Here is a 14,865-nt window from a genome sequence, read left to right as displayed (position 1 = left end):
GGGTTACCCTGTGCGCAACAGTCATCACATGCAGGACCCATCGCCATGCTGGACAAGACAACCGTCGATCACAAGGGCACGGCCTTTGCCTGGGAGGACCCCTTCCTGCTGGACGACCAGCTGGAGGAGGATGAGCGGATGATCCGCGACACCGCCGCCTCCTTTGCCGCCGACAAACTGGCGCCGCGCGTCACCGACGCCTATCTGAACGAACAGACCGACCCCGAGATCTTTCGCGAAATGGGCGCCAGCGGCCTTCTGGGCGTGACCATCCCCGAGGAATATGGCGGGGTCGGCGCGGGCTACGTCGCCTACGGCCTGGTCGCGCGCGAGGTCGAGCGGATCGACAGCGGATACCGGTCGATGATGTCGGTGCAGTCGAGCCTGGTGATGTTCCCGATCCATGCCTATGGGTCCGAGGAGCAGCGGATGAAATACCTGCCCAAGCTGGCATCGGGCGAATGGATCGGCTGCTTCGGCCTGACCGAACCGGATGCAGGCTCCGACCCCGCCGGCATGAAGACCCGCGCGACCAAGACCGAAGGCGGCTATGTGCTGAACGGGGCCAAGATGTGGATCTCGAACAGCCCGATCGCGGATGTCTTCGTGGTCTGGGCCAAGTCCGAGGCGCATGGCGGCAAGATCCGCGGCTTTGTCCTGGAGAAGGGCATGAAAGGCCTCAGCGCCCCCAAGATCGGTGGCAAGTTGTCCCTGCGCGCCTCCATCACCGGTGAGATCGTCATGGAGAACGTGGAGGTGTCCGAGGACGCGCTGCTGCCCAATGTCAGCGGCATGTCCGGCCCCTTCGGCTGTCTGAACCGCGCGCGTTACGGCATCAGCTGGGGCGTGATGGGGGCGGCCGAGGATTGCTGGTTCCGCGCGCATCGCTATGGCATGGACCGCAAGCAGTTCAACCGCCCCCTGGCCGCGACGCAGCTGTTCCAGAAGAAGCTGGCCGACATGCAGACCGAGATCGCCCTGGGCCTGCAGGCGTCCTTGCGCGTCGGTCGCCTGATGGATCAGGGCCGCTTCGCGCCCGAGATGATCTCGATCATCAAGCGCAACAATTGCGGCAAGGCGCTGGATATCGCCCGGCTGTCGCGGGACATGCATGGCGGCAACGGCATCCAGGCCGAATATCACGTCATGCGCCACGCCCAGAACCTGGAGACGGTGAACACCTATGAGGGCACGCATGACGTGCATGCCCTGATCCTGGGCCGCGCGCAGACGGGGCTGCAGGCCTTTGCCTGAAGGCCCGCTGTCCGGCCTGCGCGTCGTCGAACTGGCGCGCATCCTGGCCGGTCCCTGGATCGGCCAGACCCTGGCCGATCTGGGCGCCGAGGTCATCAAGGTCGAGGCCCCCGAAGGCGACGACACCCGCCGTTGGGGCCCGCCGTTCATCGACCGCCCCCGCGCCGACGGCACGGTCGAGACGGTCGCGGCCTATTTCCACGCCACCAACCGTGGCAAGACCAGCGTCACCTGCGATTTCAACGATGCGGACGACCTAGAGCGTCTGCGTGCGCTGATCGACGGCGCCGATGTGGTGATCGAGAATTTCAAGGCAGGTGGCCTGGCGCGGTTCGGGCTGGATTATGCGACGCTGTCTGCGCGCAATCCGGGGCTGGTTTATGCGTCGGTCACGGGGTTCGGGCAGACCGGGCCCCGAGCCAGCCAGCCGGGATACGACTTCATGATCCAAGGCATGGGCGGCATCATGGAGCTGACCGGCGATCCTGCAGGCGATCCGCAGAAGGTCGGCGTGGCTTGGATCGACATCTTCACCGGCCTCTATGGCGTGATCGGCATCCAGGCGGCGTTGGCGGAACGGGCCCGGTCGGGGCGGGGGCAGCAGGTCGATCTGGCGCTGTTCGACTGTGCGCTGGGGGTGCTGGCCAATCAGGCGGCGAACCATCTGCTGGGCGGGGTCGAACCCGCGCGGCTGGGAAATGCCCATCCGAACATCGTGCCCTATCAGGTCTTTCCGGCGCGGGACGGCCATCTGATCGTTGCCTGCGGGAACGACCGTCAGTTCCGGTCGCTGTGCCTGGCGCTGGACCTGCCTGCGCTGGCGGATGATCCGACGCTGGCCAGCAATGCGCAGCGGGTGGCGGGGCGCGAGGTGCTGTGCGCTACCCTGGCGCGGGCGATGACATCGCGCGACCGCGCCGACCTGATCGCGGCGCTGACCGCGGCCGGAGTGCCTGCAGGTCCGATCAACCGTGTGTCCGAGGCGCTGTCCGACCCGCAGGCGCAGGCGCGGGGCATGGTCGTGTCGCCCGAGGGCATCGCAGGGTTGCGCACGCCCATCACCCTGTCCCGCAGCCCGACGGTGGCAGACGGTGCCGCCCCGGCCCTGGGCGAGGGTTCGTTCAGCTGGCGGCGGTGACCAGCGGCTGCGGCGCATGCAGCGGCAGGATCGCCCGCGCCGCCTGATCGCCAAATGCGCAATCGAAGACGATGTCGCTGCCCATGCCGAAAACGCGCGTGTCAGGGCGAAGCGCGTCCTTCAGCTTGTCCACCGGGGACAGGCTGGTCAGCCCCTGCGGCCCCGATCCGATGATCAGCGGTGCAATCGACACCTGCAATCGGTCCAGCAGGCCAGCTTCCAGGAAACCGGTGATGGTGATGCCGCCACCCTCGATCAGCAGCGATCCAAGGCCCATGTTCCGCAGGCCCTCAAGCACCTGCACCGGGTCCAGACGTCCGTCCGGGGCGGGCAGGCGCAACACCTCGATCCCCGGGGCGCGGGGTCGGTTTACGCCGGTGACGATGATCCGCCGCGCACCATCCGCCATCAGCACAAGCGCATCGTCGGGCAGCCGCCCGCGCGGGTCGATGACGATGCGCGCGGGGTTGTGGCCGCTGCACAGGCGTACGGTCAGGCGCGGCTGATCATGCAGCGCGGTCTTGACCCCGATCACCACCCCGTCGACCAGCGCGCGCAGGCGGTGCAGATGGGCAAGACCTTCGGGGCCGGACACGTCACGCGCATCGCCGGTGGCCGTCGCGACCCGCCCGTCCAGCGATTGTCCGATCTGCGCGATCGTGACCGGACCAAGATCGCGTCGTGCGACCGGCGCATAGAGGTCAAGCGCCGCGCGTTCGCCGGCGCTGAACCGACCGCAGCAGGCGCAGGCCTGACCGGTGCGGACCGACAGAAGCCGGTCCCAGACCCGAGGGGTGACATCGACGGCATGCATGGGCGGTCCTCCTCTGGGTGTCAGGCCGTGCCGGGGGGCAGGGCCAGCATGTCATGATGCCCGATCAGGCAACGGCTGTCGCCTGCCATGGCGATCCGGCTGCGGCCCCAATCGGTGGCGACGGACAGGCCGGTCTCGGATGCGGCCTCGGCGATGCCTTGGACCAGCGCGCGGTGCAGCGGGGCCTGATCGGGGCCGATCCGCCACGGGCTTTGGCCGGTGTGGACGTCGAAGCCCGCGTCACGGAAGATCTGCGTGGCGGTCACGGCCGCATCGGGCCCAAGCGCGGGGCCAAGCCCCTTGTCGCCGCGCTGATGGTCGTTGAACGCCCGCGTGATGTCCGCATCGCGCGGCAGCGCCGGGTCCCACGTCATGATGCCGTCATAGGACAGTGCCGCATAGAACGGCACGCCGGCATCGGCCAGTCGCGTGGCCAGCGCGGCGATCCAGTTAGCGGGCATCAGGTCCAGCAGGGCCGATGCCGTGACCAGCGTCACGCCATTCAGCGGCAGCCCCTCCAGATCGCGCAGGTCCAACTGGTGGACGGTGGCGCGGCCCGGCGCCTCGGTCGCGGCGCGCTCCAGCAGGGCTGGATCATTGTCGACAAGGTGCCAGCGGGCATTGTCGGGCAGATGCGGGCCAAGCGTGCGCAGGGTCGATCCTGTACCGCAGCCCAGGTCCAGCACGACCGGGTCCGGCCCGGCCAGGACCGCCGCCTGCGCCATCAGGGTCGCGTCGCGGGCGGCCATGTCGGCGGGTTCGCGCAAGCCCAGCCATTCCGCCGAGAACCCCATGCTCAGATATCCCCTTCGTACCAGGCGCGGGCCATGTGGCTTTCGTGCAGCAGGACGCGCAGCTTCTTGACGCGGCCGCCATCCTTCAGCCCGCCGGCCCGCACGGTGCCGGCCATCTGATCGAAGATATGCTTGCACAGGAATTCTGTGGTGGTCATTTTCCCTTTGAATTCAGGAATGTCGTCCAGGTTCTTGTAGCGCAACGGAGCCAGCGTTTCGGCCAGGGCTTCGGTTGCAAGGCCGATGTCGACGACCAGGCTTTCGTCATCCATCTCGGCGGCGAAGAAGGCGCAGTCTACGGTGAATGTCGCGCCATGCACCCCTTGTGCCGGACCGAAGGTCGGCGAGGGGAAGGAATGGGCGATCATGATGTGGTCTCGGACTTCAACGGCGAACATGGTCTCTCCAGGGTCAGTAGATGATGCGGTGGCACAGCGTGGCGGGGTCCGCCAGGATGCCGGGATAGGCAACGGGCAGGTCGGCAAACGCCGTCTGCCCCGAGATCAGGGCGTCCAGCCGCGCATCGCGAAGCAGGTCCAGCGCCTTGGTCAGGCGGCGGCGATAGGTCCAGCGCGGCGCACGGTCGGGCGGAATACCGCCCACCTGCGTGCTGACGATGCGCAGGCGACGGCTGTGGAACGAACCACCCAAGGGCAGGGACACCTGTTCGGCGCCGTGCCAGCTGGCTTCGGCGATGGTGGCCTGCGGCCCCGCCAAGGACAGCGCCAGCACCAGCCCGGCTTGGGATGCGCTGGTGTGGATCACCACGTCCTGATCCCCGGGGGCATCATCGGGGGTTGCAAAGGCGCAACCCAGGTCGCGCGCGATGGCGGCGCGTTCGGGCAGGGGGTCTATCACCGTGACCTCTGCCCCCGGCAGCCGCGCGGCCAGGAAGGCCGTCAGCAGCCCCACCAGCCCGCCACCAACCACGGCGATGCGGTCACCCGCGCCCGCGCCGCTGTCCCACAGGATGTTCAGCGCGGTCTCCATGTTCGCGGCCATGATCGCGCGTTCCGGCGGCAGTGCGTCAGGCAGCGGGATCAGCGCATCCTCCGGCAGGCGAAATTCGGTCTGGTGGGGGAACAGCGAAAAGACCATGCGACCGGCAAGCGCGCCGTCTGTTGCCTGACCGACATTGGCATAGCCGTACTTGACCGGAAACGGAAAGTCGCCTTCCTGGAACGGCGCACGCATGCGGTCATGTTCGCTGGACGGCACCTTTCCCGACAGGACCAGCCGTTCTGTGCCCCGGCTAATGCCGGAAAACAGGCTGCGGACATGGATGCCGTCGCCGACCTGCGCGGGACGCAACTGCGCCTCGCCCGGTGCGGTGCACCAGAGTGCGCGGGCCGTCATGCCAGCAGATGTCCCGACTTGCGTGCCTTGGTGTCCAGATAGCGGGTGTTCTCGGGGCCACGGCCGACCTTGAGCGCGACGCGGTCCACGACCTCGATGCCCTCGCTGTCCAGGCGGGCGATCTTGGCGGGGTTGTTGGTCATCAGGCGCACGCGGCCGATCCCCATCTGGCGCAGCAACGCGGCGCCGGTGCGGAAATCGCGTTCGTCATCCTCGAACCCAAGGCGGTGATTGGCCTCGACTGTGTCCAGGCCCTGATCCTGCAGGCTGTAGGCGCGCATCTTGTTGGCAAGGCCGATGCCACGGCCTTCCTGGTTCAGATACAGGAGGACGCCGGTCCCGTTCGCCTCCATCGCGCGCAGGGCGGCCTGCAGTTGCGGGCCGCAATCGCATTTCAGGCTGCCCAGAACGTCGCCGGTGAAGCAGGCGGAATGAAGGCGCACCAGCACCGGCTGGTTGCGATCGGGCGTGCCGACCTCGACCGCGTAATGCTCGGGGCCGCCGTCGGGCGCGCGGAACACGTGCAGCCGTCCGTTTCGCGCCGCCAGCATCGGTACGCGGGCGTCCGACACGGGGCGGGGATCGCGGGGCAGCAGGATCTGGTTCAGGACGTCATCGGCGGCCAGGATGCCCAGATCGTTGCGCAGGGCAGTCTCGACGACATCGGGGCCGGTCACGACCAGAACGGCGGGCAGCAGTTCGGCTGCCTTGACCAGACGGATGGCTGCGCGGTGCAGTGGGGCGGGGGCGTGCTGCGGTGCCTGGGGCACGGCGGCCGATGCGGGCATCTGGCGCGACGGATCGGCCAGCGCCTGGATCCAGTCCAGACGTGCGCCGGCGGGAACCGGGATCAGGGCGACCTCACCCTCGTGGGGACGATGGCGCAGGGCGTCCGCGCGACGGGCCGTCAGCACCAGTTCGCCCCCGGAACCAAGGGCCGCGAACCGTTCCGGCGACAGCGTCTCGACCGGCAGGATCAGCGCCGCAGCGGGCTCGCCCAGCAGCACGACTGGCAGGCCAAGCCTGAGATCGGAGACCATGCGCGCAACCCGTTCGGCCGTGCGCAGCGCCAGCGGATCACCGGTCGCGGTGACCGAAAGCGCAGCGGGGGTGGTCGGGGGAAATACGTGCATTGGTCAACCTTCGTCCCTGCAAATTGAGGTGTCACGCAAGTCGCAACGTCTTGAAACACGTAGCAGTTCCGCAAAGGTTGCGGCGTTGTGGCAGAATGTCGCAAAGTTTCGCGCGGCGTTTCGGCACGCCCCGGTTTTCTGGACGCGGGCCGCCGATGGCCCTAGGCTGCGACCGTTCAAACCTGAGGATACCCGATGCAACTGCGTGCCTATCTGGGGCTGATCCGGTCGCTTGCCATCTATTACAACCCGCTGCGGCGCAGGCAGCTGCGGGCGTTCTATGGCGGGCTGCTGCAACCGGGCGACCTGGCCTTCGACATCGGTGCGCATGTGGGCAGCCGGGCGCGCGCCATGCGGGCCGCCGGGGCGAGGGTCGTGGCCTGCGAACCGCAGGAGCCGTTCGCGGGCTTTCTGCGCCGCAGCCTGCCGCGCGATATCGTGCTGGTGCAGCAGGCCATCGGCCCGACGGAGACGGTGGCCCGCATGGCGGTGTCGTCGCTGCATCCGACGGTGTCGTCGCTGAGCACCAGCTTTGCGGCCGAGGCGGCCGCTGCCCCCGGCTTCGAGCATGTCCGGTGGGACCGCAGCCAGGAGGTGCGGATGACCACCATGGACGCGCTGATCGCGGCGCATGGCCTGCCCGATTTCGTCAAGATCGACGTCGAGGGGTTCGAGCTGGACGTGCTGTCCGGGCTGGGCCAGCCGCTGCCGATGCTGTCGGTCGAATACCTGCCGGCGTTCCGCGACCGGACGCTGGCGGTGATCGACAGGCTGCAGGATCTGGGCCTCTACCGCTTCAATCCGGTGACAGGCGAGGCGGGCGGGTTCCTGTGGGACGATTGGCGCGACGCGGATGCCGTGCGCGCCTGGCTGAAGGGCCTCGATCCGCAGGGCGGGTCCGGCGATCTTTACGCGCGGCTGGCCTAGCGGTCCGCACGCAGCGTCGCGGCCAGCCGGTCAAAGATCGGCGCCGGGGCGGTGATGACGGTCCCCGTCTCCTCGGGGCGTTCGTCGGGGGTCCAGCCTTCGACCTGCATCCCGGCCTCGCGGACCAGGACCAGACCGGCACTGATGTCCCAGGGACGCAGGCGGCGTTCCCAGAACCCGTCCAGCCGCCCGGCCGCCACATAGGCCAGATCCAGCGCCGCGGTACCCATCCGGCGCACCCCCGCCGTGCCCGGCAGCACCCGCGCCAGGTCGGCCGCGTGATCGTCGATGTAAGGCATGTTGCCGAACGGCAGGCCCGTCCCGAACAGCGCCGCGTCAAAGCCCGGCGGCGCGGCAGGGTCCAGGCGGCGCCCGTTCAGCTGCAGCCCCGACCCTGTCATGGCGCTGAACGTTTCTGCCTTCAGCGGGTCGTGGACCACGCCCAGCACCAGCTGCCCGTCCTGTTCCAGCGCGATGGACACCGCCCAATGCGCGATCCCGCGCAGAAAGTTCGTCGTGCCGTCCAGGGGGTCCACGATCCAACGGCGCCGGCCAGGACGGGCGTCGGTCTCCTCGCCCAGCCAGCCGTCGTCGGGGTTGGCGCCCAGCAGGCGGTCGCGCAGCAGCGCCTCGGACTGGTGGTCAGCCTGCGACACGAAGTCGCCCTGACGCTTGGCGTCGATGGTCAGCAGGTCGCGGTCGTTCCAATGCGCCTGCAGCAGCGCTCCGGCTGCATGGGCGGCGTCGATCGCCAGGGTCAGGTCGTCGGTGGTACCCATCGGGGATCCTTTCAGGGGGCGGGCCGCATGCCCCCTGCGGAGGCAATGGGAGCGTATCGGGCCCCCTACACGGGATTATCAGTTGCACGATGCGCACCAAGGGGCAATCTGCGCGCAGCACCGCCCGGCGACAAGGGCGGCAGGAGGCCGACCGACCCCAGGCCCGTCACGGGAGAATACAGACCATGCGCTTCGTCAAGGCAACCATCGGCGCCATCGTGATCATCGCCGCGGCCGCCGGGGGCATGACGCTGTCGGACCGTCTGCTGAGCGAACCCGAACAGGCCCGCCGCCCGTCCGACGGCGCCGGAGAGGCGGTGCCGGTCGAGACCGTGGCCGTCCAGACCGCCCGGTTCGTCGACAGCGTCCGCGCCGTCGGCACCGCGCGTGCCCGCAGCGCGGTCGAGCTGATGCCCGAGGCGAGCGGCCGCATCACCCGCATCGCCTTTCGCCCCGGCGCACGGGTCGAACGCGGCGATGTCCTGCTGGAACTGGACGACCGCGCCGAACAGGCCGATCTGGCCGCCGCCGAGGCGACCCTGGCCGAGGCCGATGCCGCCTTTGCCCGCCAGGAACAGCTGAATGCCAGCGGATCGTCGTCTGACGCCGCCTTTCAGACCGCCCGCGCGGCCCAGCTGCGCGCCCAGGCCGAACGCGACCGCGCCCAGGTCCTGCTGGAGGATCGCCTGCTGCGCGCGCCGTTTTCCGGCGTCATCGGCCTGACCGACCTGGTCGAGGGGCAGATGCTGGACAGCGGCACCCCCATCGCCACGCTGGACGACCTGGAGGTGATCGAGGTGGATTTCGGCGTGCCCGAGACGCTGTTGCCGCGCCTGGCGGTCGGGCAGGGGGTCCAGCTGCGGTCCTCGGCCTGGCCCGACCGGGTCTTCGACGCGACGATCAGCCTGATCGACACGCGGGTCGATGCCGCCACGCGGTCGATCGCGCTGCGGGCGCAGATGCCGAACCCCGACCGCGCCCTGACCGGCGGGATGTTCTTGCAGGTCGAGCTGGTCCTGGATCAGCGCGAACGCCCCGCGGTCCCCGAATCCGCGCTGAGCGTCGAGGGCGACGTCCAGCGCGTCCTGATCGTGCAGGGGAACGAGGCGGCCTGGGCCGACATCCAGGTGGGCCAGCAGTCCGACGGCCTGGTCGAGGTCCTGGCGGGTCTGGACCTGGGCACCCAGATCATCGTGTCGAACCTGCACCGCGTCGACGCCGGCACCGTCGTCACCGCCACGCCGCGCCCCGACCGGACCGCCGCCGCCGAACCCCTGGTCGGAGCCGACGGATGAGCGTCCCCGATTTCGCCCTGCGCCGCCCGGTCTTCGCAACCGTCATCAACCTGCTGATCGTGCTGATCGGGGCGGTGGCCATCACCCGCCTGCCGGTCCGCGAGCTGCCCTCGGTCGAGGCGGCCGAGGTCAGCGTCCGCGTGAACTATACCGGCGCCGCACCCGATGTGGTCGACAACCAGCTGGCCACGGTGATCGAGGGCGCGCTGGCCGGGGTCAGCGGCGTGACCGCCATGCGCACCAGCTCTGACCGGGGACGGATGCGCAACGTGCTGACATTCGATCCGGGACGCGACATCGACAGCGCCGCCAACGACGTGCGCGCCGCCGTCGAACGGGTGCTGAACGACCTGCCCGACGGGGCGGACACGCCCCGCGTGGAAAAGAACGACGATGAGGGCGACCCGGTGATCCGGCTGGCCCTGTCCAGCCCGTCGATGACGCCCCTGGAACTGTCCGACTACGCCAGCCGCTTCATCACCGACCGCCTGGCGCGCCTGCCGGGCGTGGCCAATGCGCAGATCTTTGGCGAGCGCGCGCCGTCGATGCGCATCTGGCTGGATCAGTCGCGCATGGCCGCCTATGGCATCACCACCAGCGACATCATCGGCGCGCTGCAGGCCAACAACGTCGAACTGCCCGCGGGCCAGATCGAGACGAGCGCCCGCCAGCTGCAGGTGCTGGCGCAGACGCGCTTTACCTCGGCCGACGTGTTCCGCCAGGTCGTGCTGCGCGACGAGGGCGGGCGCCCCCTGCGCCTTGGCGACGTCGCGCGGATCGAGGAGGGGGCCGAGGACACCACGACCATCTATCGCGCCAACGGCACCGTGGCCTTGGGCCTGGGCGTCCAGCCGCAGGCGCAGTCGAACACCGTCGCCATCTCGACCGCCGTCCGGGCGGAACTGGACCGCATTCGCGACACCCTGCCCGACGGCATGGCGCTGACCATCACCACGGACGAGGCCGTGTTCATCGAAAGCTCGATCGAACAGGTCCTCAAGGTGTTCCTGGAGGCGGTGGCCCTGGTCACGGCGGTGATCTTCCTGTTTCTGGGGTCGCTGCGGCTGTCGCTGGTGCCCATCGTGACCATCCCGGTATCGGCCCTGGGCGCCGCATTGGGGATGCTGGCCCTGGGTTTCACGATCAACATCCTGACGCTGTTTGCGTTGATCCTGGCGATCGGCCTGGTCGTCGACGACGCCATCGTCGTGCTTGAGAACATTCAGCGCCACCGCGCCATGGGCAAGTCGCGGGCCGAGGCCGCGCGGCAGGGCGCGGGGCAGGTCAGCTTTGCCGTCATCGCCACCACCGCCGTGCTGATTGCTGTCTTTGTCCCGGTCAGTTTCATGGACGGGGAACTGGGCCAGCTGTTCGCGGAATTCGGCATCGTGCTGGCCATTGCGGTGGCCGTGTCGGGCCTTGTCGCGCTGACCCTGTCACCGGTGCTGGCCGCGCGGGTGATGCCGCGCGAGGATCGTCCGAACCTGCTGACCCGCACGATGAACCGGGCCATCGTCTGGCTGGAACGCGGCTATGACCGCATCCTGCGGGTGCTGATCGCACGGCCCGTGGTCATCCTGGCGGGCACGGCCTTCCTGGTCGCGGGGGCGGTGTCCGTCTATCAGGCGCTGCCGCGCCAGCTGACCCCGGACGAGGATCGCGGCAGCTTCCGCATCATCCTGAACGCGCCGCAGGGGTCGAACCTGGAATATACCGACGCGGCGACCCGGAAGGTCGAGGCGATGATCCAGCCGCTGCGCGATCAGGGCATCGTGGAAAACGTCACCGCCATCGTCGGGCTTGGCGCGAATGCGCGCCGGGCGCTGCTGTTCGTCAACCTGTCGCCGTGGGACGGCCGCGATGTCAGCGTGGAGGAGGTCATGGCCGACCTGCGCCCGCAACTGTCCGCGATGACCGAGGTGTCGACCTCGATCCGCCCGTCTGGTGGCCTGGGCCTTGGCGGCGGCAGCGGAAGCATCAGCTGGTCCATCGGCGGGCCGGACCTGGACCGCGCCGCCGCGTGGGCCGAGGACGTGGCCGCCCGACTGGCCGATGCGCCGGGCCTGTCCGGGATCGAGGTCGATTACGCGGCAAACCAGCCGGGCGCGTCGCTGGACATCGACCGCACCCGCGCCCAGGACCTTGGCTTGGACAGCGAAACCGTGGCCCAGACCCTGCAGGTGCTGTTCGCGTCCCGCACCGTCGGTGAATACACCAGCGACGGCCGCCAGTACCCGGTCATCCTGCAGGCGGCCCCCGAAGACCGCGACAGCGTTCAGGACATGCTGTCCGTGCTGATCCGCAACACGCGCGGTGACCTGATCCCGCTGTCGGCCTTTGCCGACGTCACAACCGGGGCCACGGTCCCGTCGATCGCGCGGAACGACCGCCTGATCTCGGTCAACACCGAGGCCGATTTGGTCGAGGGGACCGACCTGGCCCGCGCCATCACCCTTGTCGAACAGGCCGCGGCCGAGCTGCCGGCGGGCGCTCTGCTGGTCTGGCGCGGTCAGGCGGCGGATTACCAGGAGAACCAGGGCGGCGTCGCGACGGTCTTCGGAATGGCGCTGCTGATCGTGTTCCTGGTGCTGGCGGCGCAGTTCGAGAGCTTTCGCACACCGCTGACGATCATGCTGACGGTGCCGCTGGGCCTTGCTGGGGCGGTGGCGACGCTTCTGCTGACGGGGGCGTCGGTGAACATCTTTTCACAGGTGGGGATGATCCTGCTGATCGGGATCATGGCCAAGAACGGCATCCTGATCGTCGAGTTCGCCAACCAGCTGCGCGAGGAGGGCCGCGATCTGGTCACTGCGGCGCGCGAGGGGGCGGTGACGCGCCTGCGGCCCGTGCTGATGACGACCATCGCCACGATCCTGGGGGCCGTGCCCTTGGCGACCGCGACGGGGGCGGGGGCGGAAAGCCGCCGCGCCATCGGTGCGGTCATCGTGGGCGGGCTGTCGCTGGCCTTCGTGCTGACGCTGCTGCTGACGCCGGTGATCTATGTGCTGATCGAACGGATCGGGCGCCGGGACGTGCCCGCAACCGATCCTCAGCCCGCGGAATAGCGGTCATTCCCGCCCCGCGATCATCTCCAGGATGACGCCAAGCGAGGTGCCCATATGCGCCCGCATAAGGTCTGCCGCGCGATCCGCGTCGCGCGCCGTGATCGCCCCCAGGATCGCGCGATGTTCCGCCCGCGAGGTTTCGATGCGCGCCGCGCGGACCTGAAACTGCGCGTTGCGCCACGGCAGGCTGCGCCGGTTCAGGTCGGCCAGCAGGTCGGCCAGCACGGCGTTTCCCGCGCCTTGGCGCAACGCCTCGTGAAAGCGCATGTTGGCCTGGGCGTAGTCTGCGCCGGGCAGGTCGTCGCGGTCCAGAATGCCCGCCAGCAGCGCATGGTCGGTCGGGGTCATCCGCAGCGCGGACAGGCTGGCGCACAGCGCCTCCAGTTCCGCCAGGGCCTCGAACAGGTGGCGCAGGGCGTCGCTGCCCATGCGGCGCACCAGGAACGCCCGGCGGGGGCCGCGTTCCACCAGCCCTTCGGCGGCCAGCCGCTGCAACGCCTCGCGTACCGGGGTCCGGGACAGGCCGAACCGCGCGGCAAGGGTCGTCTCTCCCAACGGGTCGCCGGGACGCAGCGTGCCCGCGATGATCTGCGCGGAAAGCGCATCGTGGATCTGATCGGCCGAACGGATGGGAGGCATCGGGAATTCCGTCAATTGTATTCCTGTGCCTGCAACATGTATACATACCACAGCCGCTTGACCATGTGATTCCTCGCCGGAGAGCCTGTTCCATGACTGCATTCGATTTCCTGTCGGGCCGCAGGCCGTCCACCCTTGCCGGTCGTGCAATGGTCGCCACCTCGCACCCGCTGGCCAGCGCGGCGGGCCTGGCCATCCTGGCCGAGGGCGGGAACGCGGTCGACGCCGCCATCGCCGCCAGCGCGGTGCAGGCGGTGGTCGACCCGTTGATGACCGGGATCGGCGGCGACTGCTTTGCACTTTATGCGCCGGCAAACGGGCCGGTGCGCGCGCTGAACGGGTCGGGCCGCGCCCCCGCCGCGGCAACGGTCGAGGCGCTGCAGGCCGCGGGTCTGACCGACACCATTCCCCAGACCAGCGCGCATGCGGTGACCGTGCCCGGCGCAATCTCCGCGTGGTGCCGCCTGCATGCCGATCTGGGCCGCCTGCCGCTGTCGCGCCTGTTCCGCGACGCGATCGGCTATGGCCGCGACGGGTTTCCCGTCACCCCCCGCGTCGCCCAGGACTGGGCCGAAGGGCAGGCCACCGTCGCAGGCGATCCGCATGCGGCGGCGCATTTCCTGCCGGTCCCGCCTGCCGGCGCCCGCTTTGCCCAACCCCTGCTGGCCGACCGCCTTGAGGAGATCGCGGCCCACGGTCCGGCCGCCTTCTATCAGGGCGACACCGCGGCACGCATGGTCGCGCATCTGCGATCCCTGGGCGGGCTGCACACCCAGCAGGATTTCGCGGATGCCACCGACGGCGCCGAATGGGTCGAACCGATCTGCGCCCGCTATCGCAGGTTCGACGTCCATGAATGCCCGCCGAACGGACAGGGGCTGGCCGCGCTGTTGATCCTGAAGATCATCGAGGGGTTCGACATGGCCGCGCTGTCCGTGGCCGACCGCATCCATGTCCAGGCCGAGGCGACGAAGCTTGCCTATCATCACCGCGACGAACTGCTGGGCGATCCCGATCATTGCGCCGGGCTGACCGAGGCACTGATGTCGCAGGCCGCCATCGCGGCCCTGCGCGCCCGCATCGACATGGCCCGCGCCCAGGCCCCGGCGCTGTGGGACGAGCCCGAGCACAAGGACACCATCTATCTGTGCGTCGTGGATGCCGAGGGGAATGCGGTGTCCTTCATCAATTCGATCTTCCACGGCTTCGGGTCCGGGCGGCTGGACCCCGCGACCGGCGTGCTGTTCCAGAGCCGCGGTGCGTCGTTCCGTCTGATCCCCGGCCATCCGAACGCGATCGGCCCGCGCAAGCGCCCGATGCACACGATCATTCCCGGCATGCTGACCCAGGGCGGCCGCACGGTCATGCCCTTCGGCGTGATGGGCGGACAGTACCAGGCGGCGGGCCACGCGGCCTTCCTGTCGGCGGTGATCGACCGCGGCCTGTCGCTGCAGGCGGCCATGGACGAGCCGCGGACCTTTGCCACCGACGGCGTGCTGCAGGTGGAACCGACCCTGCCGCAGGACATCTGCGACGACCTGGCCGCGCGCGGCCATGTCATCAAGCGCCTGACCGGCCCGATGGGCGGGGCGCAGGCAATCCGCATCGGCGACGGCCTGCTGGAAGGCGGGTCGGACAGCCGCAAGGACGGCATGGCCATCGGCCTGTAAG

Annotated in this window: 13 protein-coding genes; 6 read left to right on the top strand and 7 right to left on the bottom strand. The window is 69.3% G+C overall.

Annotation, left to right across the window (positions count from 1 at the left end):
- Positions 1–45: 45 nt before the first annotated feature.
- Both FHD67_RS07490 and FHD67_RS07485 read left to right on the top strand, forming a co-directional pair.
- Positions 46–1,254, top strand: coding sequence for an acyl-CoA dehydrogenase (locus FHD67_RS07490; RefSeq protein ID WP_139598341.1), 1,209 nt, complete (start codon positions 46–48; stop codon positions 1,252–1,254).
- Positions 1,247–2,392 (top strand): CaiB/BaiF CoA transferase family protein, encoded by a 1,146-nt coding sequence (locus tag FHD67_RS07485; protein WP_045998883.1) that lies wholly within the window; start codon positions 1,247–1,249, stop codon positions 2,390–2,392. The genes FHD67_RS07490 and FHD67_RS07485 overlap by 8 nt, the downstream gene beginning before the upstream one ends.
- Here FHD67_RS07485 and FHD67_RS07480 read toward each other — a convergent pair.
- The 5 genes from FHD67_RS07480 to ribA are packed head-to-tail and all read right to left on the bottom strand — an operon-like array spanning position 2,376 to position 6,489.
- Positions 2,376–3,206 carry a RibD family protein gene (locus FHD67_RS07480; protein WP_139598340.1) on the bottom strand — a complete coding sequence of 277 codons (831 nt, stop codon included), beginning with the start codon at positions 3,204–3,206 and terminating at the stop codon, positions 2,376–2,378. The two genes, FHD67_RS07485 and FHD67_RS07480, sit on opposite strands and share 17 nt — an antisense overlap.
- Before the next feature lie 20 nt (positions 3,207–3,226).
- Complete coding sequence (locus FHD67_RS07475; RefSeq protein WP_139598339.1) at positions 3,227–4,000, bottom strand: class I SAM-dependent methyltransferase; 774 nt, start codon at positions 3,998–4,000, stop codon at positions 3,227–3,229.
- Between the two features lie 2 nt (positions 4,001–4,002).
- Positions 4,003–4,398, bottom strand: a complete 396-nt coding sequence (locus FHD67_RS07470) for a 6-pyruvoyl trahydropterin synthase family protein (protein WP_045998886.1) — start codon at positions 4,396–4,398, stop codon at positions 4,003–4,005.
- 13 nt (positions 4,399–4,411) lie between these two features.
- Complete coding sequence (locus FHD67_RS07465) at positions 4,412–5,356, bottom strand: zinc-dependent alcohol dehydrogenase (RefSeq protein WP_139598338.1); 945 nt, start codon at positions 5,354–5,356, stop codon at positions 4,412–4,414.
- Positions 5,353–6,489, bottom strand: a complete 1,137-nt coding sequence (gene ribA, locus FHD67_RS07460; RefSeq protein WP_139598337.1) for a GTP cyclohydrolase II — start codon at positions 6,487–6,489, stop codon at positions 5,353–5,355. Before ribA ends, FHD67_RS07465 begins: the two co-directional genes overlap by 4 nt.
- 195 nt (positions 6,490–6,684) lie before the next feature.
- Between ribA and FHD67_RS07455 the strand changes: the two genes are divergently transcribed.
- Positions 6,685–7,416, top strand: coding sequence for an FkbM family methyltransferase (locus FHD67_RS07455; RefSeq protein ID WP_176695077.1), 732 nt, complete (start codon positions 6,685–6,687; stop codon positions 7,414–7,416).
- Here the strand turns inward: FHD67_RS07455 and FHD67_RS07450 are convergent.
- On the bottom strand, positions 7,413–8,195 hold the full coding sequence (locus FHD67_RS07450; protein WP_139598336.1) for an inositol monophosphatase family protein: 783 nt from the start codon (positions 8,193–8,195) through the stop codon (positions 7,413–7,415). The two genes, FHD67_RS07455 and FHD67_RS07450, sit on opposite strands and share 4 nt — an antisense overlap.
- A 185-nt stretch (positions 8,196–8,380) precedes the next feature.
- Here FHD67_RS07450 and FHD67_RS07445 point away from each other — a divergent pair, with 185 nt between their 5' ends.
- Both FHD67_RS07445 and FHD67_RS07440 read left to right on the top strand, forming a co-directional pair.
- Positions 8,381–9,490 (top strand): efflux RND transporter periplasmic adaptor subunit, encoded by a 1,110-nt coding sequence (locus FHD67_RS07445; RefSeq protein ID WP_139598335.1) that lies wholly within the window; start codon positions 8,381–8,383, stop codon positions 9,488–9,490.
- Positions 9,487–12,555 carry an efflux RND transporter permease subunit gene (locus FHD67_RS07440; protein ID WP_139598334.1) on the top strand — a complete coding sequence of 1,023 codons (3,069 nt, stop codon included), beginning with the start codon at positions 9,487–9,489 and terminating at the stop codon, positions 12,553–12,555. The genes FHD67_RS07445 and FHD67_RS07440 overlap by 4 nt, the downstream gene beginning before the upstream one ends.
- A 3-nt stretch (positions 12,556–12,558) precedes the next feature.
- Here the strand turns inward: FHD67_RS07440 and FHD67_RS07435 are convergent, their stop codons facing one another.
- The gene (locus FHD67_RS07435; protein WP_045999571.1) at positions 12,559–13,194 is read right to left on the bottom strand and encodes a GntR family transcriptional regulator; all 636 of its coding nucleotides are present in this window, start codon (positions 13,192–13,194) and stop codon (positions 12,559–12,561) included.
- 92 nt (positions 13,195–13,286) lie between these two features.
- Between FHD67_RS07435 and FHD67_RS07430 the strand changes: the two genes are divergently transcribed.
- A complete protein-coding gene (locus FHD67_RS07430) occupies positions 13,287–14,864 on the top strand; it encodes a gamma-glutamyltransferase family protein (RefSeq protein WP_045998891.1) in 1,578 nt (525 codons plus the stop codon).
- Position 14,865: the final 1 nt, after the last annotated feature.

It is taken from the genome of Paracoccus haeundaensis, assembly GCF_006239215.1.
GTDB lineage: Bacteria > Pseudomonadota > Alphaproteobacteria > Rhodobacterales > Rhodobacteraceae > Paracoccus > Paracoccus marcusii.
Note: the sequence above shows the minus strand (reverse complement) of the source record. Positions and strands in the feature narration are given on the sequence as shown.

Excerpts from the sequence above, each read along its gene's own strand:
- FHD67_RS07475 (WP_139598339.1), bottom strand. The coding sequence starts at position 4,000 with ATGGGGTTCTCGGCGGAATGGCTGGGCTTGCGCGAACCCGCCGACATG.
- FHD67_RS07455 (WP_176695077.1), top strand. The coding sequence starts at position 6,685 with ATGCAACTGCGTGCCTATCTGGGGCTGATCCGGTCGCTTGCCATCTAT.
- FHD67_RS07440 (WP_139598334.1), top strand. The coding sequence starts at position 9,487 with ATGAGCGTCCCCGATTTCGCCCTGCGCCGCCCGGTCTTCGCAACCGTC.
- FHD67_RS07445 (WP_139598335.1), top strand. The coding sequence starts at position 8,381 with ATGCGCTTCGTCAAGGCAACCATCGGCGCCATCGTGATCATCGCCGCG.
- FHD67_RS07465 (WP_139598338.1), bottom strand. The coding sequence starts at position 5,356 with ATGACGGCCCGCGCACTCTGGTGCACCGCACCGGGCGAGGCGCAGTTG.
- FHD67_RS07470 (WP_045998886.1), bottom strand. The coding sequence starts at position 4,398 with ATGTTCGCCGTTGAAGTCCGAGACCACATCATGATCGCCCATTCCTTC.
- FHD67_RS07435 (WP_045999571.1), bottom strand. The coding sequence starts at position 13,194 with ATGCCTCCCATCCGTTCGGCCGATCAGATCCACGATGCGCTTTCCGCG.
- FHD67_RS07490 (WP_139598341.1), top strand. The coding sequence starts at position 46 with ATGCTGGACAAGACAACCGTCGATCACAAGGGCACGGCCTTTGCCTGG.
- FHD67_RS07450 (WP_139598336.1), bottom strand. The coding sequence starts at position 8,195 with ATGGGTACCACCGACGACCTGACCCTGGCGATCGACGCCGCCCATGCA.
- FHD67_RS07430 (WP_045998891.1), top strand. The coding sequence starts at position 13,287 with ATGACTGCATTCGATTTCCTGTCGGGCCGCAGGCCGTCCACCCTTGCC.
- ribA (WP_139598337.1), bottom strand. The coding sequence starts at position 6,489 with ATGCACGTATTTCCCCCGACCACCCCCGCTGCGCTTTCGGTCACCGCG.
- FHD67_RS07480 (WP_139598340.1), bottom strand. The coding sequence starts at position 3,206 with ATGCATGCCGTCGATGTCACCCCTCGGGTCTGGGACCGGCTTCTGTCG.